The following is a 19,903-nucleotide window of genomic DNA, read 5'->3' on the forward strand; positions in this document are numbered from 1 at the left end:
CGACGTCGGGCACGCCCACCTGGTCGATCACGCGGCGTGCATAGGGTGCGACGGATTCGAAGTCAGGAGGTCAATACGTTTGACGCACTTCAATCGCCCCTGGATTCAATGGCACTGCTGCGCGACGTCTCGATGCTTCATGATGATCGCCTCCAGTTCCGAGGGCTCTCCAGAAATCGGGCCGGGCTTGCCGGGCTGACCCTCCGGGATCAGTCTCGATGTCATCTGATCTTGAAGCTTGGCAATGCCTGGCGCACGTCGGTCTGCGTATCCAAAGATATCGAGGGTGAGCAGGTCATGCCCGTTCTCGACCAGGAGTAATGGAACCCTTCTGCACCGCAGTTCGAACACGCTCGATTGCGGGGGGCCTGCTTCGATGGTAATGCCTTTCGATGCGTTCGCCCGAGCGAAGGCGATCGCATCGTCACGAAGCATCTTGAATGCTTCTGGTGGAAGTGAGCGGAATGTTCTGAGCTCAGATTCGAGAGAGGTCGGATACGTTATCCAAACGATTCCTGCCGCAACCACCAAGCCCAGGAACGTGAGGGAGGAGATCAGAAACTTCATTTTGGAGCCTTCATTTGACCTGTCTGAACCTTGGCGGTACCTACTACGCTGACGTGCCAAGCTGCGAAGTACAATCCGCCCACCGCATGGTTCAACGTGACGACTGCGCAGGCCCCACACAACCCTGCATGGGGAGGGCGGCCAGCGGCCGGCACTACCAGGTCAATCAGCCTGCGGTTTCCAGTCCCTTGCCCGCCGCATCCACCCGCAGCGAGGCCAGGTACCGGGCGTACTTGCCGATGAAGATGCCAGTGAACCCGCCCGTCAGCAGCAGGTAGGCGGCACTGAAGCCGGCATGGGCGGTCAGCGACGGCGACACCGCAAATGCGACTTCGAAGCCGTACTTCACCAGGAAGGTGACAAGCAGCAGCGGCAGCAGGCTGAAGTCGGCGCTGCGCCAGAGCTTGCCGGTGCTGCGGTCCAGGGTCAGCTTCAATCGATTCAGCAGCAGCCAGGCAAGCGCCGCGCCCGTGGCGATGCCGGCCAGCCACTCGCTCCAGGCGATCAGTGACACGCCGAAGCGATGGCTGATCGACCACGCGCCCCAGAGGGCAAACAGGGCGGGCACGATCGCCAGCTTCTGCAGCGAGGTCTCGGCCGGCTTCATGGCGGCGATGCCACGGGTGATCAGGAAGGCCAGGAGCAGCCAGACCCAGATCGGCGTCTGCGAGGCGAGGTGCTGGAGCATGTTCATGAGCGGTCCCCTTGGTGAGTGGCGGCTGAGTGGTGGCGAGGTGCCCTCGCCTTGGTGCTCACTATTCGCGTCCGCCCGGGTTGCAGCCAGTGACAGCTGTCAGCCATCGCGGGTTACGCCGTGGCGCCGCGCCCCCCCTGCCTCACCCGGCCGGGCACATGCCGTTGACGGCCCGGCCCTATGCTGGGGCACTCATTGGAAACCTGCCAGGTACGAACCATGACGAAGCTGCACACCCTGATGCTGACCGGCGCCCTGCTTGCGCTCAGCCCACTGGCCTCGGCCGAGACCGTGAATCTGACCAACAGCGCCGAGGGTGCCAACCGCGATGCCGGTATCACTGCGGTCAGGAAGAAGTTGCAGGACGCGTGTACCGAGCGCAAGGGCACGCCCGATGCTGCCTCGTTCGAGGTGGTCTTCGAGAAGACCAGCCCAAACCCGAACGTACCCAAGCCGTACTACGTGGACGGCAAGATGAAGTGCGACCTGCCAGGCTGAGGCGATTCAGCCACCGGTGCCGGAAATGCGCCGCCGGTACTGCACCATCCACTCCAGCGACGGCGCAATACCGCCAAACGGGAAGAAGTGCGGGCTGACCTGGCCATGGGCGCTGGTCAGCCCCCTCACCAGGCGATCGACGAACACCTCGGGCCCTGCGGTTCCAATCAGCCTGCCGATCGAGATGCCATACCGGGCCAGCATCGATGCACTGGCGCCTACGCCGCACATCGCGGCGTAACGCAGCAACCGGGGGATGCTGGCCGGACCCGGCACGCCGACCAGCACCGGAACGCTGATGCCACGGGCGCGCAGTCCATCCAGCCAGGCCAGCACGGTATCGGCATCGAAGGCGAACTGGGTGACGACCAAAGGTGCCATGCCACGTGCTTCGATGGCCTGGCATTTACCCTCCAGCGCCTGCCAGCGTTCGTCACTGCTCATGACCGGATGCCCTTCCGGGTGCCCGCCGATACCAACGACCTTGATCCCGGAGTGCTCCAGAAGACCGGTCTGGATGATCGAAGCACTGTCGGCAAACGGTCCGGCGGGCGTGGCCAGGTCGCCCGCAATCAGCAGGCAACGCGCGACTCCGGCTTCGCCAACAGCACGTTCCAGGAAGCGTGCAAGCGCTGCGGCTGACCCGATGCGGCGGGCCGAGAGATGCGGCATCGGCTCGAAGCCGAGCGCGCGCACCGTGCGCGCGGCGGCCAGGCGGGCGTCGTCATCCTCGCTGGCCAGGTACGGAATGGAGATGACCGTACCGCGCGGGATCCGATCCGCCTCGGCACGCAGCGCCGGCATGGCTTTCGCGCTGACTTCCAGCGAAAAGGCGTTGATGAAGGCGTCCGCCCGCAGTGACAGGCCCGCCGGCATCAGCGCGCTCCGCCCACATTGCCGGCAAGCGGCGAGCTGTTGCGCGCCAGTTCGATGAAGGCCTGCAGGTAGTCGATGCCGGTATCGGCCTCGCGCGCGCCCAGGTAGATCTGCTTGGGAATGCCTTTGGCGCCCAGGCGGACGGGCACCACGTCCATGCGCGCGGCGTACTCCTCCACCAGCCAGCGCGGCATGGCGGCCACGCCGCGGCCGCTGGCCACCATCTGCATCATGATGTCGGTGGTTTCAATGGCCTTGTGGCGCCGGGGCGTGATGCCGGCCGGCAGCAGGAACTGATTGTAGATATCCAGGCGCTCGAACGGCACCGGATAGCTGATCAGTACTTCCTGGCCGAGCTGGCGTGGCTTTACGTAGTCCACCTTGGCCAGGGCATGGTTCCCGGCCACTACCAGTACCTGTTCGTAGTCGAACACCGGGATGAACTTCAGGCCCGGCTTCAGCAGCGGATCGGGGGTGACCAGCAGATCGATCTCGTAGCCGAACAATGCGCCGATGCCGCCGAACTGGAACTTCTGCTTGACGTCCACATCCACGTCCGGCCACGCCGCCAGGTAGGGCGAGACGATCTTCAGCAGCCACTGGTAGCACGGGTGGCATTCCATGCCGATGCGCAGCGCGCCGCGCTCGCCCTGGGCGAACTGGCGCAGGCGCTCCTCGGCCAGGTCCAGCTGCGGCAGCACCCGGTTGGCGACCGCCAGCAGGTACTGCCCGGCCTGGGTCAGCCGCAGGCTGCGACCCTCACGCAGCCAGACCTCGGTCCCCAGCTGCTGCTCCAGCTTCTTCATGCTGTGGCTGAGCGCCGACTGGGTCAGGTTCAGCACGCCGGCGGCGGCCGTCAGCGAGCCCTGCTGCTCGACCTGCTGCACGATGCTGAGGTGGATGCGTTCCAGCATGACGATGAATCTCATTCATGGATTGGTGAAGTAATACCATTTTACGTCATGGAACGGCATGACTAGCATCGGGTCATGCCTTCACCCCACCGCCCCCTCCGTATCGTCGCCGTTTCCGGCGGACTGCAGCGCCCCTCGCGCGCGACCACCCTCTGCGAACACCTGCTGGACCTGATCGTCGAGCAGGTGCCGGGCAGTCCGCAGCTGGTCGAACTGGGCCAGCTGGCCCCACAGCTGGCCGGTGCGCTGTGGCGTTCGCAGCTGCCCGAGACCGTGGAGCGGCAGCTGCTGGCCGTTGAACAGGCCGACGTGCTGGTCGTGGCCACGCCGGTCTACCGCGGTTCGTACACCGGTCTGTTCAAGCACTTCTTCGACTTCATCGACCAGGACGCGCTGGTCGACACCCCCATCCTGCTGGCCGCCACCGGCGGCAGCGAGCGCCACGCGCTGGTGATCGACCATCAGCTGCGGCCGCTTTTCAGTTTCTTCCAGGCCCGCACCCTGCCGCTGGGCATCTACGCCACCGACCGCGATTTCGCCGAAGGACGCGTGCACAACGAAGCACTGATCCAGCGCGCGCGCCTGGCGGTGCAGCGGGCCATGCCGTTGTTGGCGCTCTCGCACCGCGCCGCGCCGCCCGTCCCCCGCGCGGCCACCGAAGCCCTTTGAATGCCAGATGCGCCCCTCCGCATCTGGATGCCACCCGCAGACCCGGAACGCCGCCCATGACGACCGACACCTTCACCTTCAGCATCACGCGCATCCCGTTCAACGAGGACTACCAGCCGGCCGAGGGCACGCGCATCACCACCAACTTCGCCAACCTGGCCCGCGGCGCGTCCCGGCGGGAAAACCTGCGCAACACGATCCGCATGATCAACAACCGCTTCAACGACCTGGCGCACTGGGACAACCCGAACGCGGACCGTTACGCGGTCGAGCTGGACATCATCTCGGTGGAGATGCACATCGACGGCGCTGACGGCAGCGATCCGTTCCCGTTGATCGAGGTACTGCAGCCCACCCTCGTCGACACGCAGACCGGCGTGCGTACCGAAGGCATCGTCGGCAACAATTTCTCGTCCTACGTGCGTGACTATGATTTCAGCGTGGTGCTGCCGGCCAGCAACGAGGGTAAGGCCACCTTCGGGCTTCCGGAAGGCTTTGGCGACCTGCACGGCAAGCTGTTCAAGCACTTCCTGGGATCGGACGCCTACCGCGCCAACTTCAGCAAGGGCCCGGTCATCTGCATCAGCGTCTCCAGCAGCAGGACCTACCACCGCACCGAAAACCATCACCCCATCCTGGGCGTGGAGTACCGGCAGGGCGAGTTCTCTGCCACCGACCAGTACTTCGACAAGATGGGCCTGCAGGTGCGTTACTTCATGCCGCCGGGCAGCGTCGCGCCGCTGGCGTTCTACTTCCAGGGTGATCTGCTGGGCGATTACTCGAACCTGCAACTGATCGGCACCATCAGCACCATGGAAGCGTTCCAGAAGATCTACCGCCCGGAGATCTACAACGCCAATTCCGTGGCCGGCAAGGTCTACCAGCCCAGCCTGAAGCACCAGGATTACTCGTCCACCCGCATCGTCTACGACCGCGAAGAGCGCAGCCAGCTGGCGGTCAAGCAGGGCCGGTTCACCGAGGAACACTTCATCAAGCCCTACCGCGCCGTGCTTGAGCAGTGGGCTGCCCGCTGATCCATCGATTTCCCATTCGCATTCCAGGACAACCCGATAGCGATGAAGAAACTGCTCCCCACCTCCACCGCTGGCAGCCTGCCCAAACCCTCCTGGCTGGCCGAGCCGGAGAAGCTCTGGTCGCCCTGGAAGCTGCAGGACGAGGGCCTGGCTGAAGGCAAGCAGGATGCCCTGCGCCTGTCCCTGCAGGAACAGCAACACGCGGGCATCGACATCGTCAGCGACGGTGAGCAGACCCGGCAGCACTTCGTCACCACCTTCATCGAGCATCTGCACGGCGTCGACTTCGAAAAGCGCGAAACCGTGCGCATCCGCAACCGCTACGATGCCAGCGTGCCCACCGTGGTCGGCGCCGTGAGCCGGCCCAGGCCGGTATTCGTCGAGGATGCGAAATTCCTGCGTCGACAGACCACGCAGCCGATCAAGTGGGCGCTGCCCGGCCCGATGACGATGATCGACACGCTGTACGACGCCCACTACAGGAGCCGCGAGAAGCTGGCCTGGGAGTTCGCGAAGATCCTCAACGAGGAAGCGAAGGAACTGGAGGCCGCCGGCGTGGACATCATCCAGTTCGATGAGCCGGCCTTCAATGTGTTCTTCGACGAAGTGAACGACTGGGGCGTGGCCGCGCTGGAGCGCGCAGTCGAGGGGCTGAAGTGCGAGACAGCCGTGCACATCTGCTACGGCTACGGCATCAAGGCCAACACCGACTGGAAGCAGACGCTGGGATCGGAATGGCGCCAGTACGAAGAATCGTTCCCGAAACTGCAGACCTCCAGCCTCGACATCATTTCGCTGGAATGCCACAACTCGCACGTGCCGATCGACCTGATCGAGCTGGTGCGCGGCAAGAAGGTGATGGTCGGCGCCATCGACGTGGCCTCCAGCACGGTCGAGACGGCCGACGAGGTGGCCAGCACCCTGCGCAAGGCACTGCAGTTCGTCGACGCCGACAAGCTGTACCCCAGCACCAACTGCGGCATGGCGCCGCTGGCACGCGACGTGGCCAGGGGCAAGCTGCGTGCGCTCAGCGAAGGGGCGAGGATCGTGCGCGAGGAACTATCGGCGTAGCTCGCGCGGGAGCAGCGGGCGCCGTGCCGGGACTCCATCCGTTCTGGCCGCGCGCCTGCACGTCGGGCCTGGCCAGCGCCGCAGGCCGCCGCGGCGCCAGCGCCTGCTTGATCCGTGCCACCTCCCCTGCCCCGGCCTCGGCCAGGCGCCGCGCCTGCTGGCGCTGCTCGCGCGTAAGCGCAGGCTGCGGTGCAGCGCCTGCGCCGGGCGCTACGTCCACCAGGCGGGCGACCGCGTCGCGCAGCCGCAACTGCGGCCAAAGCCGAGCCGCGCACCAGCGCTCGGCGTAGCGCCTGGCCTGCCGCACGTTGGCGGCCTGGACGACCTTGGGCTGCGACGCACCGCGCGCATCCAGGCGCACCCGGAAGCCGGACACCGCGTGCGGGACGATGCAGGCCACGGAGCGGCCGTTCCACCACAGCTCGCAGCGTTCACCGCGTTGCACCCAGCCGGAGGGCGCGGTGACGGCTGGCAGATCGTGATGATCGAAGGAGGGCTGCATGGCCGGAAGGATACGAGCGGCCGTCGCAGGGAATGAGATTGCGAACGGGTCCGGATCTGCGATCGCGAAGCGTTCGACAGAGAAACAGCAGCCCCGTGCGGCCGCACGCCACGTTGGCGGGGGCAGGAATCATTACCGTGACACGTCACGGCCGATCACCGCTTCGAGCCACTCGGCTCGGTTCGCGCGACCGCTCGATCGAGCGCCGCTTCGTCGATCAGATCCGCGTCGTGGCCATGAACCGCTCGCGGTCCTGCTGCGTGCGACGGCGGATCTCTTCCAGCGCCTGGCTTTCGGTGGCCTGCAGCATGGCTTCGAACAGGCGCTGGAAGTGATGCCGCATCGCATTGCGTGCGGCCACCGGATCACGCGCGCGCAGCGCATCGAAGATCGCCATGTGCTCGTCGGCACGGCTGGCACCATCATCATGGCAGACCCGTGCATAGACCTCGGTCACCCGTGGCAGTTCACTGCGCATGCGCCAGATCTGCTGCACGAAGTACTCCACGACCGGGTTGCCGGAAAGCCGCGCGATGGTCAGGTGGAAGCGGCGGTCATACTCGCCGGCCTCTTCATCGCTCAGGTCGCGCCGGCACAACGCTTCGGCCAGCACCTGCAGCTCGGCGATGCCGTCGTCATCCAGATTGCTGGCGGCCAGCGCCGCCGCTTCGGCTTCGAACACCGCGCGGGCCGCGGTGAGGTCGAAGGCGCTGACATCCGGCAGCCCGCCCGGCACCTGCGCCGGCCGCGGCTTGACATGCACGCCCGACCCGATGCGGATCGCAATCCAGCCCTGGGCCTCCAGTGCGATTTCAGCCTCGCGGATGGTGACCCGGCTGACCCCGAAGCGCTCGGCCAGCTCACGCTCGCCCGGCAGCCGCGATCCCGGCGGGAACTCGCCGTCCTCGATCAACTTGCGCAACTTGCTGGCGATGGTCTGGTAAAGACGGTTGGCGGACATGCGGCTGACCCTTGGCGATTCCGTCCCGGCCCCTGCCCTGCCACCGTGGCCGGCAACGGTCCGGTTGGAGCGACGGCGCGACCACTGGCCGCGCCGCCCTGTTCAGAACGTGTATCGTACACCGAAATACGCACGCCGCCCGTAGCTCACCACTTCGCGGAAGTTCCCATAAAGCGGCTGGTAGGCCACGCGTGGTTCATTGGTCAGGTTCATCAGTTCCAGTGACAGCGACAGCTGCTTGTTCACCCGATACCGCAGGCGCAGATCGACACTGGTGTTGTCATCGTAATAGCGGTTCTGCTGCGCGGCGTTGCCGGTGAAATCCTGGTAATAGCGCGAGCGGTACTTGCCGATGGCCTGGACGTTGAAGCGTCCGACATCCCAGTAGATCGAGCCGGACAGCACGTGCCGCGAGAAGCCGCTCAGGCCCGCCGGTGGCACGATGGCCGGGATGATCGTGCCGTCGCTGGCCAGCTGCTCACCCAGGCGCGAATCCTGGGTCTGGTAATCGGCATCGGCATAGTTGTAGCTGATCTTGAAGCCCAGCCCATCGAACGGCTTCGGCAGGTAGGACAGGCGGTGAGTGGCCGTCAGCTCGAAGCCGGTCAGCGTACTGTCCTCGTCGGTGGTTACCTGCTGGCGCACCGGCACGGTCACACTGCGGCCATCGATCGTATAGGTCTCTGGCACCAGCGCGGTGGCGGTGCCGCCGTTGAACTGCTTCCAGTACACCGCCCCGGCCAGCATCGTATCGGGATTGGGGTACCACTCCAGAGAGAGGTCGCCATTCCAGGACATCAGCGGCTGCGCGGCGGGATTGCCGCTGGCGCTGATGTCATCCAGCGCGTCAGCCAGGTTGCCGTAGGTGGCATCACTGCTGACGTTGATGGTGCGCCCGGCCCCCAGCGCGGCGATGTCCGGCCGGGACATCGCGCGGTACGCACCCACCCGGAGCAGCAGGTCCGGGCGCAATTCGAAGGCCGCGTTGAGGCTGGGCAGCAGCTTGTCGTTGCCTGCCTTGAACACCTGCGTGCTGTAGGCGCCGGTCGGCTGCAGGCGGATCGTCCCGTCACCGTTGTCCTCGACCCGCAGACCGGTACGCACACCTTCGGAACGCACATCGGTCCTGACCCAGCGCAGGCCAGCATTGCCGGTTACCGGCAGGCCGAACAGGGTGCTGCTGAACTCCCCCATCAGGTATACCGCGCGGGTCTTCTCGGTGACATCAACGTTGTTCGGGTCCTGGAAGCCCGGGTCGAGCCCGCTGTCCAGGCTGCCACGGAACGATTGGTACAGGCAGTCCGGATCAAAGTAGGCCCACGAGGAAATCGTGTTGCCGCTGGCCGCATCCATGAAATCGTCCTGCGGGAAGGGCGCGCGGCAGGCCCGGCCTGCAGCGATGATCTTCGCCTTGTCGGCCGCCACGCGCGGGTCGTAGTCGGTCACCAGGGTGTTGTCGCGCAGCCGGTAATCGGCTTGGCTGGCGCGCACGCCGCCCTTGATGCGGGTGAAGACGCCGGCCTCCGGCATGAAGCTGGCATCGAAGCGTCCGGCCTTGATCCTGTGGTCGTTCTCCGTCGCGCTGGAGGTCACGCGCGCCGCGCCGGTGTAGGCATCCCAGTTGCCGGGGTCGAAACTCGGTGCCAGGGCAACACTGGGCACTTCACCCCGCCAGTCCCAGTCATAGTCCACATAGCCGGTAGCTCCACTGCTGATGCCCGGCACCACGGCATTGTTGACGTCGCGCTGGTTGGCGCGCAGGCGGCTCATGCGTTCGCTGTCGAGGCGATGGGTGTGCGAATAGGAAAGGTCGGTGGACAGCTCCCAGGCCGGGCTGGGGCGCAGGATCAGGTTCACGCCGCCACCGGTGTATTCCTCGCCGCGCCAGTAGCGGTTGGAAGTCGAGTCGATCGAGGTGCTGCCATGCAGGTGACGCACGATGCCATCCTCGTCCACCTCCCGCCGGGTGATGCCACGCCGTGCGTTGGACAGGCTCAGGTCGCTGCGGTTCTCGTACCAGTTGCGCTCGGTATGTTCGAAGTCGAGGTTCAACTCGACCGTGTCATTGGGCCGCCACTGCAGTGCGGCGAATTCGCTCTGCCGATCGTTGCGCTCCTGCTTCATGCGGTAGATGCGGCTGCTTGGCACAAGGTAGTACGGTGCGCCATTGGCAATGGCCTGCGCGGAGACTTCATTGCAGTTGGCATTGGCCACGTTCTGCGTGCCATCACAGGCATACCAGGTCGAGCCGCTGGTGATGCTCTCTTCCGGGTCGGTGCCATCCAGTCGCTGGACGCCCAGCGAGACGCCCAGCTTCTGCCCGTTGCCGAACTCGAACTGGTCGATGTAACTGGCGGTGCCGCGGTAGCCGATGCCATCCCTGTCGCGGTATTTGTGGTCGTACTCGGCCCAGCTGCCGCGCAGGTCCAGTTGCGCCGCCCGCTTGCCGTACTCCAGTGGGCGCACCGTCTCCAGGCCGATGGTGCCGGCCACGCCCCCCTCGATGATGTCAGCGCGCTGGGTCTTGTAGATCGCCACGGTATTGATCAGCTCAGCCGGGAACATGTTGAAGTTCACCGAGCGGTCACCGCTGCCATTGGTGATCTCGCGGCCGTTGAAATGGGTGCTGCTGAGGAATGCGCCAAGGCCGCGGATCGAGATCTCCGAAGCGCCGGTCTTGTCGCGGGTGGACGCGGCGCCGGTCAACGTTTCGATGGCGTCGGCCAGCGACGGGGCCGGCAGGTCACCGATGTCGTCGGCTGAAAGCACGTCGGCGATGACGGTGTCGTCGCGCTTCTTGTTGATCGAACTCTGCATCGACTCACGGATGCCGGTGACCTGCACCTGGTCGAGTGTGGTGGGGTCCTGCCCCGCCGTATCCCTGCTGGACTGGGCCAAGGCGGCAGGCGTACCCGCCAGCACGGCGAGCAGGGCCACGATCAGGGGCGTGGGGGACAACGAGATGCTGGGCACTGCTCCGGCGGGTTGCCGCATGGTTCCTCCTCCCAAAGGATCGCCTGCACGGCAGGCGTGGGACGCAGCTTCGGCATGCGGACATGAAAATGTCAACCAACTGGTCTGTTCTTTTTCGAATGCCTTTGTTTCATACCAATCAACGGCGATTTAATGTGCTAACGCAGCATGACTTTGCGCATCCACTGGCTTACAAAGGTCCCGCAACTGGTCCGCACCCCATCCCTGAAACGACGGCGCGGCCGTCTCTGGAAGGACACCATGCGCAGTACACGCCTTTCGCGCCACCCGACCTCTCTTTGCCTGACCACAGCCCTGGCATTTTGCCTGACCACTTTGCCGGCAACCGCCGCAAGCTGGCTCGTGCATGACGCTGCGGAGTTCGACACGGCCGCCGCGTCGTTACAGCCGGGTGATGAAATCGTGCTGGCCGATGGCACCTGGACCGACACCCGGCTGTTGCTGAAGGGCCAGGGAACCGCCGCCGCGCCGATCGTGCTGCGGGCGCAGACCCCGGGCAAGGTGATCCTCAGCGGGCAGTCGGACCTGCGCCTGGCCGGCAGCTACCTGCAGGTGTCCAACCTGGTGTTCCGCAACGGCTACACACCGGGCGACGCGGTGGTGGCGTTCCGCGAATCCAGCAAGGCGGTGGCCAGCCACAGCCAGGTGAGCGGCCTGGTCATCGACAACTACAGCAACCCGGACCCCGGCGACCAGGACTACTGGGTATCGCTGTATGGCAGCCACAACCGGCTGGACCATAGCCAGCTGCGCGGCAAGACCAACGCGGGGCCCACCGTGGTGGTAGTGCGCGATGCCACGCAGGGCCTGGACAACCAGCACCGCATCGACCACAACTGGTTCGGCCCACGCCCTGCGCTGGGCGTCAACGGCGGTGAAACCCTCCGCATCGGCACCAGTGACACCTCGCTGAGCGCATCCAACAGCACGGTGGAGAACAACTGGTTTGAAGGCTGCGACGGCGAAACCGAGATCATCAGCAGCAAATCCGGGGGCAACACCTATCGCGGCAACGTGTTCTACCGCTCTGCCGGCGCACTCACACTGCGCCATGGCAACGGCAACCGGGTGATCGACAACGTCTTCCTCGGCGATGACAAGGCCGGCACCGGGGGCGTGCGCATCATCAACGGCGACCAGATCGTCAGCAACAACTATTTCGAACGCCTGGCCGGATCCAGCAACCGCTCCGCGCTGGCCGTCATGGATGGACAGGTCGATCCCCCCCTGTCCGGTTACGCACCGGTAGTGAATGCCACGATCAGCCGCAATACCTTCGTGGATGTGGCCAAGATCAGCTTCGGCGTGGGCCATGATGAAGCCAAGGGCATCGTGGTGGCCGCCAGCAACAGCCGCTTCAGCGCCAACCTGATCGTCAATCGCACCAGCAGGAATCCACCCAACACGGCCAGCTCGCTGGCCGGCATCACCTTCAGTGGCAACGTGCAGTCACCGGCGGCCAGCAGCGTGTTTCCCGCCGGGGTGGAAGGCCGCAGCGTCAGCCTGCAGCAGGCTGGCAGCGGGTTGTGGGTTGCCACGCCTGCGCTGCCCCAGGTGGGCGCCGATCCTGCCCTGGCGATGACCGCGCGCGAGGCGACCGGCGTGGACTGGTATCCCAAGGTGGGCGAGGTTGCCCTGTCACGCATCAGCACCGGAGTTGATCGATGAGGTTGCAGCCGCTGTTCGTTGCCCTGGCCCTGGCGGCCCCCTTCGCCCTGCTGCCGGCCACGCCGCTGCTGGCAGCGCCCGCTGCCGCTGCGCGGCAGGCCGACACCGCGCCGGTGCTGGTCACTGCCGCGCAATGGCAGCAGATGGCCAGCGAAGGCAGTCGTTACCCGTGGTTCGCCAAGGAGCAGGCGCGCACCGAGGCAACACTGAAGAAGATGATGAAGGCCGGCATCGACGTGCCGGTACCGAAGGACAAGGGCGGCGGACGCACCCATGAACAGCACAAGCGCAATTATCAGGCCCTGCTCGCGGCCGGCACGTTGTATCGGCTGACCGGTGACAGGGCCTACGTGGACTACGCGCGCGACATGCTGCTGCAGTATGCCCGGCTCTACCCGACGCTGGGCCCGCATCCCGAAGGCCGTGGGCAGATCCCCGGACGCGTCTTCTGGCAGGTGCTGAACGATTCGGTGTGGCTGGTCAACGCCATCCAGGGCTACGACGCGATCCGTGATGCGCTGTCCGCCGATGACCGCGACACCATCGAATCAAGGGTGTTCCGGCCGATGGCCGGGTTCCTCGCCAGCGAGCCGAAGAACTACGACCAGATCCATAACCACGCCACGTGGGCGGTGGCGGCTACCGGCATGACCGGCTATGTACTGCGCGATCCTGAGCTGGTGGAGAAATCCCTGCGCGGGAGCCAGAAGGATGACCGGTTCGGCTTCCTTCGCCAGATCGACCTGCTGTTCTCACCCGACGGATACTACGAGGAAGGTCCGTACTACCAGCGCTATGCGCTGGCGCCGTTCCTGCTGTTCGCCAACGCCATCGAACGCAACGAGCCGCAGCGGAAGATCTTCGCGCGCCGTGATGGCGTACTGCTGAAGGCTGTCGATGCGCTGGTGCAGTCCAGCTATGGCGGCCTGTTCTTCCCGATCAACGATGCCATCCTGGACAAGGGCATCGACACCGAAGAGCTGGTGGCCGGCATCGGCATCGCCTATGCACGCACCGGGGACGACCGACTGCTGTCGGTAGCCCAGCGGCAGAAGCGCCTGCTGTTGTCGCCCGAGGGCCTGCAGGTGGCGCAGGCACTGGCCGCGAACAGGGCCAGGCCCTTCGATTACCACCCGATGCTGCTGCGCGATGGTCCCGGCGGCGACCGTGGCGGCTTGGCGATCCTGCGCATGAACGGCGAACGCGGCCAGGCGCTGGTGCAGAAGGACACCCTGCAGGGGATGGGGCATGGCCACTTCGACAAGCTCAACTGGCTGTTCTACGACAACGGCAATCCGGTGGTGACCGACTACGGCGCCGCCCGCTTCCTCAACGTGGAAGCCAAGCGTGGCGGCATCTACCTTGCCGAGAACCGCAGCTGGGCCAAGCAGACAGTGGCCCACAACACCCTGGTGGTGGACGAGCAGAGCCACTTCCAGGGCGACTGGAAGCGCGGCGAGGCGCATGCCCCGCAGGTGCGCTTCTTCCAGGCCGACGCCGATACCCAGGTCGCCTCGGCGAGCATGCGTGACGCCTACCCCGGCGTGGCGTTCACCCGCACCCAGGCGCTGCTGCGCCACCCCGACCTGGGCCTGCCGGTGGTGCTGGACCTGCTGCAGGTCCACGGCGAAAAGGCCGCACGCTACGACCTGCCGCTACACTTCAACGGCCACATCGTCACCACCGGCTTCGAGGCCGCGCACTTCCCCGCCCAGCGCCCGGTGCTGGGCAAGGACAACGGCTACCAGCACCTGTGGCTGGACGCACGCAGCGCGCCCGGCAGCGAACCGCGTTCGCTGGCGTGGCTGCTGGACGGGCGCTTCTACACCTACCGCTTCGGCAGCAGCGCGCCGGCACAGGCGCTGCTGGTGGAGAGCGGCGCGAACGATCCGGAGTTCAACCTGCGCCGTGAGCCGGCCCTGCTGCAGCGCGTGGATGGCCAGAAGGACGTCACCTTCTTCAGCGTGCTGGAACCCCATGGCGAGTACAACGGCACCGCCGAGTACGTGCACGGCGCGGACAGCCGCATCAAGGCGATCGTGCGCGGCCGCGGCAGCGACGCCGAAGTGATCGAACTGCGCCTGGCCAGCGGTGCACGCATCGCCCTCGGCGTGGCCGACGACAGCAGCGCCCGGGGCGAGCACAGCGTGACCATCGACGGCCACACCTATCGATGGAGCGGCAGCCACGCACGCATGGACCGCAGCAAGGGGGACGGCGAATGAACGGCCCTGCGGCGGTAGCCAACCTGCGCAAGGTGCCGGTACGTTCAGTAGTACGCTGGCTGATCGTGGGCCTGATCGCCGTGGCTACGGTCATCAACTACATCGACCGCAACGCCTTGGCCGTGATGTGGCCGGAAATCGCCAGGGAAGTGGGCGCGACCAAGGACGACTATGCCCTGCTGGTAACGGTGTTCATGCTGTTCTACGCCACCGGGCAGTTCCTGTTCGGTCGCCTGTTCGACATGATCGGCACACGCCTGGGCTTCGCCCTGTCGATCAGCGTATGGTCGATCTCCATCGCCCTGCACGCGATCACCCATTCGATGCTGTCCTTCAGCCTGGTGCGGGCGATGCTCGGCATCAGCGAAGCGGGTGCGTGGCCGGGCGCGGTGAAGGCCAACGCCGAATGGTTCCCGGCGCGCGAGCGTGCCTTGGCACAGGGCGTGTTCAATGCCGGCGCGTCGATCGGCGCGATCGTCTCCGCACCGGCCATCGCCGGCCTGTACCTGTGGCTGGGCTGGCGTGGCACCTTCGTGCTGGTCGGCGCGATCGGCTTCCTGTGGCTGTTGCCGTGGCTGTTGGTCTACCGCGCCGGGCCGGACAAGCATCCGTGGGTGAGCGATGCCGAGCGCCGGCTGATCCTGGAAGACCAGGCCGGGCGGCAGGCGCAGGCAACGCCCAAGGCCAGCGTGCGCGCGCTGCTGGTCCATCGGCAGAGCTGGGGCATGCTGGCCTGTCGCTTCCTGCTGGACCCCATCTGGTGGCTGTTCGTGTCCTGGCTGCCGATCTATCTCGCTGAAACCTTCGGTTTCGACATCAAGCAGATCGGCCTGTTCGCCTGGGTGCCATTCGTCGGCGCGATGTTGGGCAGCCTCGGGGGTGGCTGGCTGTCCGGGCGCCTGATCCGCGCCGGGTACAGCGTGGACCGCGCGCGCAAGCTGGCGATCACCCTGGGCTGCGTGATCATGGCCCCCGCCCTGCTGGGCGCGGTGCTGGCCAACCAGCCGCTGCTTGCGGTGCTGGCGATCGCCGCAGTGCTGTTTGGATTCCAGGTGGCCATCGGCAACATCCAGACCCTGCCGGGGGACCTGTTCGACGGCCGGTCGGTGGGCACCCTCGCTGGCCTGGGCGGCCTGGCCGCAGTGGCCGGCACCCTCATCACCACCTGGCTGGTGCCGGTGCTGACCCGTCATTCCTACGCCCCGATCTTCATCCTCGTCGCCGCACTGGTGCCACTGTCGCTGGCCGCGCTGTGGTGGTGGACCGGGCCGATCCACAAGCTCGACCGCCGCGTCGGCTGAGCCCGCGTCTCCCTTTCATTCCCCCGCAAACCAAGGAGTTTTCCGCATGTCGTTCCAGGACAAGGTGGCCATTGTCACCGGTGGTGGCCGCGATATCGGCCGCGCCGTCTCGCTCAAACTGGCCGCTGCCGGTGCACGCGTCTGCATCAACTACGCCAATGATGAAGCCAGTGCCCAGGAAACACTGGCACAGATCCGCGCGGCAGGTGGCCACGCCATGGTGCACCGCGCCGATGTCACCGATGCCACAGCCGTGGCCGGCCTGGTCGCAGCGGCACAGGCCGCCTTCGGCACGCGCATCGACCTGCTGGTGAACGTGGCCGGCGGCATGGTGCAGCGTCGTCCGCTGGCCGAGATCGATCCAGCGTTCTTCCACGCCGTGATGGACCTGAACCTCACCTCCACCTACCTGACCACGCACGCAGTGGTGCCGCACATGGGCGAAGGCGCAGCGATCGTCAACTTCGCCTCCCAGGCCGGCCGCGATGGCGGCGGCCCAGGCGCGTCGATCTACGCGACGGCCAAGGCCGCAGTGATGACCTTTACCCGCGCCATGGCCAAGGAACTGGGACCGAAGGGCATCCGGGTCAATGCCCTGTGCTGCGGCATGATCGCCACCCGCTTCCACGACGAATTCACCAAGCCGGAGGTGCGCAGCGCCGTCGCCGGCGCCACCCCGCTGCGCCGCCAGGGCATGCCGGAAGAAGCGGCTGACGCGGCGGTGTTCCTGGCTTCGGATGCGGCGGCGTTCATCACCGGTGCGAACCTGGACGTCAACGGCGGCACCTACTTCTCCTGACACCTGACCGGACTCCTGCCCATGCAGCGCTGGACACTTCTGTTTTCATTGACGCTCTGCTCCGCCATGACGGCGCCCGCTGTGTGGGCCGCACCCGTGTGGGTCACTGCCTGGACGGCAGCGCCCGCGCCCGACCGCAAGGACGGAACGTCCGATGCGCCGGTACAGTTCGCCGCACAGACCGTGCGCCAGGACATGCGCATTGGCAGCCGTGGCGATGCGCTGCGGCTGCGCATCAGCAACGAGCTCGGCACGGCGCCCTTGCGGGTCGAGGACCTTCGCGTGGGAGTGAAGAACGGCAAGGCCGCACCGCTGCCGGTAACGGTTGATGGCCGCGCAGCCATTGAAGTGCCGGTGGGTGCCGCGCTGCTGAGCGACCCGGTGCGGATGCCGGTGACGGCGCTGCAGGAGATCAGCGTGAGTGCCTATTTCCCGCAGCCTACGCGTCCCTCGGTGCGCCGCACCGAACTGCGGGTCGTGGACGGCAGGCAGGCGACCGTCGCCGACAGCGTACGGCTGAGCTACCAGCAGAACGTGTTCTCGGCCGTCATGGTGCAACGCGCCGAACGCCCGCAGGTGATCGTGGCGCTCGGCGACTCGATCACGGAAGGCGCCACTGCGCGACGCGGTACCTTCAACCAGTGGCCGGAACGGTTGGCGCAGCGCCTGCAGCAGGCATGTCCTGATCGCTTTGTCGTGCTCAATCAGGGCATCAGCGGCAACAAGCTGCTCGACCCTGGCCGCAGCCACAGCGCGCTGTCCCGCCTGGATCGCGATGTGATTGCAGTGGCCGACGCCGATCAGGTGATCCTGCTGGAAGGCATCAATGACATCCGCCACGGTGGCGGCGCCCAGCCAGTACCCGGACGCAACGCGGCGGACATGATGCAGGGCTATCAGCAGGTTGCGACGCGACTGCATGCGCACGGCATCCGCGCCTGGCTGGGCACACTGACCCCGTTCGGCGGTTCCGAGCGCTACGAGCCCGTGTCGGCGGCGACCCGCATCACGATCAACCAGTGGGCACGCGCCGGCAACAGCGGCTTCGATGGCATCGTCGATTTCGATGCCGCCCTGCGTGACCCGAAGGCCGCGGAATCGTTGCCCAGCGACATCACCCGCGACCATCTGCATCCCAACGACGAAGGCTACCGGCGCATGGCCGATGCCATCGATCTGCGCATGCTGGGCTGCACCACCCCCGAGTGAGAGAGAACCGATGAGCCGCGTCGTTTGTTTCGGTGAGTTGCTGCTGCGCCTGGGCGCGCCCGGTCGTGAACTGCTGCTGCAGGCGCCGCAGCTGCAGGTGCATGTGGGGGGCGCCGAGGCCAACGTCGCGGTCTCGCTGGCCCACCTTGGCCACGAGGTGCAGATGGTCAGCACGGTACCCGCCAACGCGCTGGGCCGGCATGCCGTGGCCGAGCTGCGGCGGCATGGCGTGGGCGTGGCCGGCGTGCGTGAAGTGGAGGATCAACGCATGGGCCTGTACTTCCTGGCAACCGGCGCGGTACAGCGGGCCAGTGAAGTGGTGTACGACCGGGCCGGGTCCGCATTCGCAAACAGCAGTGCCAAGGATCATCCGTGGCCTGCTCTGCTGTCTGGCGCGCACCTGTTGCATGTCTCGGGCGTGAGCCCGGCGCTGGGCGCCAACGTGGCCGAGTCGGTGCTGGGTGCCGTGCATGCGGCTCGCGCGGCCGGTGTCCGGGTATCGTTCGACGGCAATTACCGTCCCTCGCTGTGGCGACGCTGGGACGGCGACGCCGCGGCGATCCTGCGCGAGCTCTTCGCCGGGGCGGACATCGTCTTTGCCGATCACCGGGATATTGAACGGGTGTTGGGGCTGCACTTTGCGCAGGACGATGCGGTCGCCCGAACCGTAGCGGCTGCGGCCGCCGCGTTTGCCGCCTTCCCGCACCTGCAGTGGCTGGCCTGCACCCAGCGCGACGTGGCGAGTGCCGACCATCACCGCCTGGGCGCGCTTCTGTTGGGACGCGACGGGACGCGGGCGCAGGCACCACCGCGCCCCCTGCCTGGCATCGTCGACCGGATCGGCGGCGGCGACGCGTTCGCTGCCGGCATCCTGCACGGATTGCTGTCCGGATTCGACGCGGAAAGCACGGTGGCGTTCGGACTGGCGTCAGGCGCCTTGAAGCACTCCATCCCCGGCGACTTCAATCCGGTCGCTGAGGCGCAGGTGCTGGCGCTGCTGGACAATGCAGGCGCAGATGTCCGGCGCTGAACGCACAACGCGCTCGCTCATTCCGGCCGATGGGTGGCCGAGCGCCGATTCGGCCGCAGATAGATGGCACCGGAACGGGTGTCCAGCATGATGTTGAACTGCTGCAGGGTTTCGCTGCCGAGCGTCCCATCGCCACTGGAACCGTCGTTGTCGATCGTGATCGACGCCTTCGCCCCGTTCAGCGGCAGGGCCGAAATGGCGACCACGGGTACCCTGACATCCACCGCACGGATCTTCCGCCCGGCGCTGCCGCTGAACTGTGATGTGCCCAACCGCTCCGGAAATGCCTGCTGCAGATGATGGCGGGCGCCGAATGCGTAGGTCAGGTCGATGCTGCCATTGCTGCCAGTGTCCAGCGCGAGCCAAGGAGCAAAGACATCGCTGCCATTGCCGAGCGTGACCTGGACGGCCGGGGTATTGTCGATCCAGCGCACGTGGGCCTGGGTATACCCGGTGAGATCGGGAAGCCCGTCGTGCACGCGCAGCAGGCTGCGGTCGTAGTCGATCTCCAGCACCTTGCCCTGGAAGAACGTCCAGCCCAGGACCGCATCGAAGGGCCGCCCCTGGTAGTCGACCACTACGGCCCCCATCGGCCTCCGCACCGGACCGACCTGGACCACGTTGTGCGTGCTGTAGTCGAGGAACGTGACCCCGTCGGAGCCGGTGTTCTCGCTCCGGTCGTCAATGACCAGTCTCGCGTCCTGCTGGATGCGCCGGGCCACGGCCACGGCCGAGGCGCCGGTATCGACGAGAAAGCGCAGCGGTCGCGAGCCGTTGATCGTGCCCTCCACATAGATCCGGTGATCCTTGCCCTGCTCGAAGGGAATGTCGGTAACCGCAGCACCCGCCGCGGGAGCCACCAGCAGGATCAGCATCGTGCATTGGAACGCA

The 19,903-nt window shown here is 66.3% G+C and carries 18 protein-coding genes; 10 read left to right on the forward strand and 8 right to left on the reverse strand.

All coding sequences use genetic code 11. From position 1 onward, the window contains the following. Window positions 1-105: 105 nt before the first annotated feature. Both LRM18_RS03115 and LRM18_RS03120 read right to left on the reverse strand, forming a co-directional pair. Window positions 106-567 (reverse strand): hypothetical protein, encoded by a 462-nt coding sequence (locus LRM18_RS03115; RefSeq protein ID WP_270951037.1) that lies wholly within the window; start codon window positions 565-567, stop codon window positions 106-108. A 166-nt stretch (window positions 568-733) separates the two neighbouring features. Then, complete coding sequence (locus tag LRM18_RS03120) at window positions 734-1,261, reverse strand: DUF6622 family protein (RefSeq protein WP_270951039.1); 528 nt, start codon at window positions 1,259-1,261, stop codon at window positions 734-736. Window positions 1,262-1,480: 219 nt separating this feature from the next. On the opposite strand from LRM18_RS03120, the gene LRM18_RS03125 reads away from it, so the two are divergent. Continuing rightward, complete coding sequence (locus LRM18_RS03125) at window positions 1,481-1,759, forward strand: hypothetical protein (RefSeq protein WP_049467248.1); 279 nt, start codon at window positions 1,481-1,483, stop codon at window positions 1,757-1,759. Between the two features lie 6 nt (window positions 1,760-1,765). Here the strand turns inward: LRM18_RS03125 and LRM18_RS03130 are convergent, their stop codons facing one another. Next, a complete protein-coding gene (locus tag LRM18_RS03130; protein WP_270951041.1) occupies window positions 1,766-2,635 on the reverse strand; it encodes a methylenetetrahydrofolate reductase in 870 nt (289 codons plus the stop codon). Then, the gene (locus LRM18_RS03135) at window positions 2,635-3,549 is read right to left on the reverse strand and encodes a LysR family transcriptional regulator (RefSeq protein ID WP_049467244.1); all 915 of its coding nucleotides are present in this window, start codon (window positions 3,547-3,549) and stop codon (window positions 2,635-2,637) included. Before LRM18_RS03135 ends, LRM18_RS03130 begins: the two co-directional genes overlap by 1 nt. Before the next feature lie 75 nt (window positions 3,550-3,624). On the opposite strand from LRM18_RS03135, the gene msuE reads away from it, so the two are divergent. The 3 genes from msuE to LRM18_RS03150 are packed head-to-tail and all read left to right on the forward strand — an operon-like array spanning window position 3,625 to window position 6,323. Beyond that, window positions 3,625-4,218 (forward strand): FMN reductase, encoded by a 594-nt coding sequence (msuE, locus tag LRM18_RS03140; protein ID WP_049467242.1) that lies wholly within the window; start codon window positions 3,625-3,627, stop codon window positions 4,216-4,218. 56 nt (window positions 4,219-4,274) lie between these two features. Continuing rightward, on the forward strand, window positions 4,275-5,252 hold the full coding sequence (locus LRM18_RS03145; protein ID WP_270951043.1) for a DUF1852 domain-containing protein: 978 nt from the start codon (window positions 4,275-4,277) through the stop codon (window positions 5,250-5,252). A 42-nt stretch (window positions 5,253-5,294) separates the two neighbouring features. Then, entirely contained in the window at window positions 5,295-6,323 is a 1,029-nt protein-coding gene (locus tag LRM18_RS03150) for a methionine synthase (protein WP_053463115.1), read from the forward strand. Here LRM18_RS03150 and LRM18_RS03155 read toward each other — a convergent pair. The 3 genes from LRM18_RS03155 to LRM18_RS03165 form a co-directional block, all read right to left on the reverse strand. After that, window positions 6,280-6,825, reverse strand: coding sequence for a hypothetical protein (locus tag LRM18_RS03155; RefSeq protein WP_241738524.1), 546 nt, complete (start codon window positions 6,823-6,825; stop codon window positions 6,280-6,282). The two genes, LRM18_RS03150 and LRM18_RS03155, sit on opposite strands and share 44 nt — an antisense overlap. A gap of 217 nt (window positions 6,826-7,042) precedes the next feature. Further along, complete coding sequence (locus LRM18_RS03160) at window positions 7,043-7,786, reverse strand: FadR/GntR family transcriptional regulator (protein WP_057494826.1); 744 nt, start codon at window positions 7,784-7,786, stop codon at window positions 7,043-7,045. Between the two features lie 102 nt (window positions 7,787-7,888). Further along, window positions 7,889-10,780 (reverse strand): TonB-dependent receptor, encoded by a 2,892-nt coding sequence (locus LRM18_RS03165; protein WP_270951049.1) that lies wholly within the window; start codon window positions 10,778-10,780, stop codon window positions 7,889-7,891. Between the two features lie 342 nt (window positions 10,781-11,122). Between LRM18_RS03165 and LRM18_RS03170 the strand changes: the two genes are divergently transcribed. The 6 genes from LRM18_RS03170 to LRM18_RS03195 are packed head-to-tail and all read left to right on the forward strand — an operon-like array spanning window position 11,123 to window position 19,012. Continuing rightward, a complete protein-coding gene (locus LRM18_RS03170; RefSeq protein ID WP_270951051.1) occupies window positions 11,123-12,448 on the forward strand; it encodes a polysaccharide lyase 6 family protein in 1,326 nt (441 codons plus the stop codon). Next, window positions 12,445-14,673, forward strand: coding sequence for an oligoalginate lyase (locus LRM18_RS03175; protein ID WP_270951053.1), 2,229 nt, complete (start codon window positions 12,445-12,447; stop codon window positions 14,671-14,673). Before LRM18_RS03170 ends, LRM18_RS03175 begins: the two co-directional genes overlap by 4 nt. Continuing rightward, window positions 14,670-15,974, forward strand: coding sequence for an MFS transporter (locus LRM18_RS03180; protein WP_270951055.1), 1,305 nt, complete (start codon window positions 14,670-14,672; stop codon window positions 15,972-15,974). Before LRM18_RS03175 ends, LRM18_RS03180 begins: the two co-directional genes overlap by 4 nt. A gap of 46 nt (window positions 15,975-16,020) precedes the next feature. Next, window positions 16,021-16,773, forward strand: a complete 753-nt coding sequence (locus LRM18_RS03185) for a glucose 1-dehydrogenase (RefSeq protein WP_103282303.1) — start codon at window positions 16,021-16,023, stop codon at window positions 16,771-16,773. A gap of 21 nt (window positions 16,774-16,794) precedes the next feature. Further along, a complete protein-coding gene (locus tag LRM18_RS03190) occupies window positions 16,795-17,982 on the forward strand; it encodes a GDSL-type esterase/lipase family protein (protein ID WP_049467223.1) in 1,188 nt (395 codons plus the stop codon). A gap of 10 nt (window positions 17,983-17,992) precedes the next feature. Next, complete coding sequence (locus LRM18_RS03195; RefSeq protein WP_270951059.1) at window positions 17,993-19,012, forward strand: sugar kinase; 1,020 nt, start codon at window positions 17,993-17,995, stop codon at window positions 19,010-19,012. Between the two features lie 17 nt (window positions 19,013-19,029). Here LRM18_RS03195 and LRM18_RS03200 read toward each other — a convergent pair whose 3' ends face one another. Then, window positions 19,030-19,887, reverse strand: a complete 858-nt coding sequence (locus LRM18_RS03200; RefSeq protein ID WP_270951061.1) for a retropepsin-like aspartic protease — start codon at window positions 19,885-19,887, stop codon at window positions 19,030-19,032. Window positions 19,888-19,903: the final 16 nt, after the last annotated feature.

The organism is Stenotrophomonas sp. PI_27 (assembly GCF_027854495.1).
Lineage (GTDB): Bacteria > Pseudomonadota > Gammaproteobacteria > Xanthomonadales > Xanthomonadaceae > Stenotrophomonas > Stenotrophomonas pavanii.

What these genes read in the sequence shown, in the direction of transcription:
- LRM18_RS03150 (WP_053463115.1), top strand. Translation starts at nt 5,295, where the DNA reads ATGAAGAAACTGCTCCCCACCTCCACCGCTGGCAGCCTGCCCAAACCC.
- LRM18_RS03185 (WP_103282303.1), top strand. Translation starts at nt 16,021, where the DNA reads ATGTCGTTCCAGGACAAGGTGGCCATTGTCACCGGTGGTGGCCGCGAT.
- LRM18_RS03125 (WP_049467248.1), top strand. Translation starts at nt 1,481, where the DNA reads ATGACGAAGCTGCACACCCTGATGCTGACCGGCGCCCTGCTTGCGCTC.
- LRM18_RS03195 (WP_270951059.1), top strand. Translation starts at nt 17,993, where the DNA reads ATGAGCCGCGTCGTTTGTTTCGGTGAGTTGCTGCTGCGCCTGGGCGCG.
- LRM18_RS03180 (WP_270951055.1), top strand. Translation starts at nt 14,670, where the DNA reads ATGAACGGCCCTGCGGCGGTAGCCAACCTGCGCAAGGTGCCGGTACGT.
- LRM18_RS03165 (WP_270951049.1), bottom strand. Translation starts at nt 10,780, where the DNA reads ATGCGGCAACCCGCCGGAGCAGTGCCCAGCATCTCGTTGTCCCCCACG.
- LRM18_RS03145 (WP_270951043.1), top strand. Translation starts at nt 4,275, where the DNA reads ATGACGACCGACACCTTCACCTTCAGCATCACGCGCATCCCGTTCAAC.
- LRM18_RS03135 (WP_049467244.1), bottom strand. Translation starts at nt 3,549, where the DNA reads ATGCTGGAACGCATCCACCTCAGCATCGTGCAGCAGGTCGAGCAGCAG.
- LRM18_RS03120 (WP_270951039.1), bottom strand. Translation starts at nt 1,261, where the DNA reads ATGAACATGCTCCAGCACCTCGCCTCGCAGACGCCGATCTGGGTCTGG.
- LRM18_RS03130 (WP_270951041.1), bottom strand. Translation starts at nt 2,635, where the DNA reads ATGCCGGCGGGCCTGTCACTGCGGGCGGACGCCTTCATCAACGCCTTT.
- LRM18_RS03200 (WP_270951061.1), bottom strand. Translation starts at nt 19,887, where the DNA reads ATGCTGATCCTGCTGGTGGCTCCCGCGGCGGGTGCTGCGGTTACCGAC.
- msuE (WP_049467242.1), top strand. Translation starts at nt 3,625, where the DNA reads ATGCCTTCACCCCACCGCCCCCTCCGTATCGTCGCCGTTTCCGGCGGA.
- LRM18_RS03160 (WP_057494826.1), bottom strand. Translation starts at nt 7,786, where the DNA reads ATGTCCGCCAACCGTCTTTACCAGACCATCGCCAGCAAGTTGCGCAAG.
- LRM18_RS03155 (WP_241738524.1), bottom strand. Translation starts at nt 6,825, where the DNA reads ATGCAGCCCTCCTTCGATCATCACGATCTGCCAGCCGTCACCGCGCCC.
- LRM18_RS03115 (WP_270951037.1), bottom strand. Translation starts at nt 567, where the DNA reads ATGAAGTTTCTGATCTCCTCCCTCACGTTCCTGGGCTTGGTGGTTGCG.
- LRM18_RS03190 (WP_049467223.1), top strand. Translation starts at nt 16,795, where the DNA reads ATGCAGCGCTGGACACTTCTGTTTTCATTGACGCTCTGCTCCGCCATG.
- LRM18_RS03175 (WP_270951053.1), top strand. Translation starts at nt 12,445, where the DNA reads ATGAGGTTGCAGCCGCTGTTCGTTGCCCTGGCCCTGGCGGCCCCCTTC.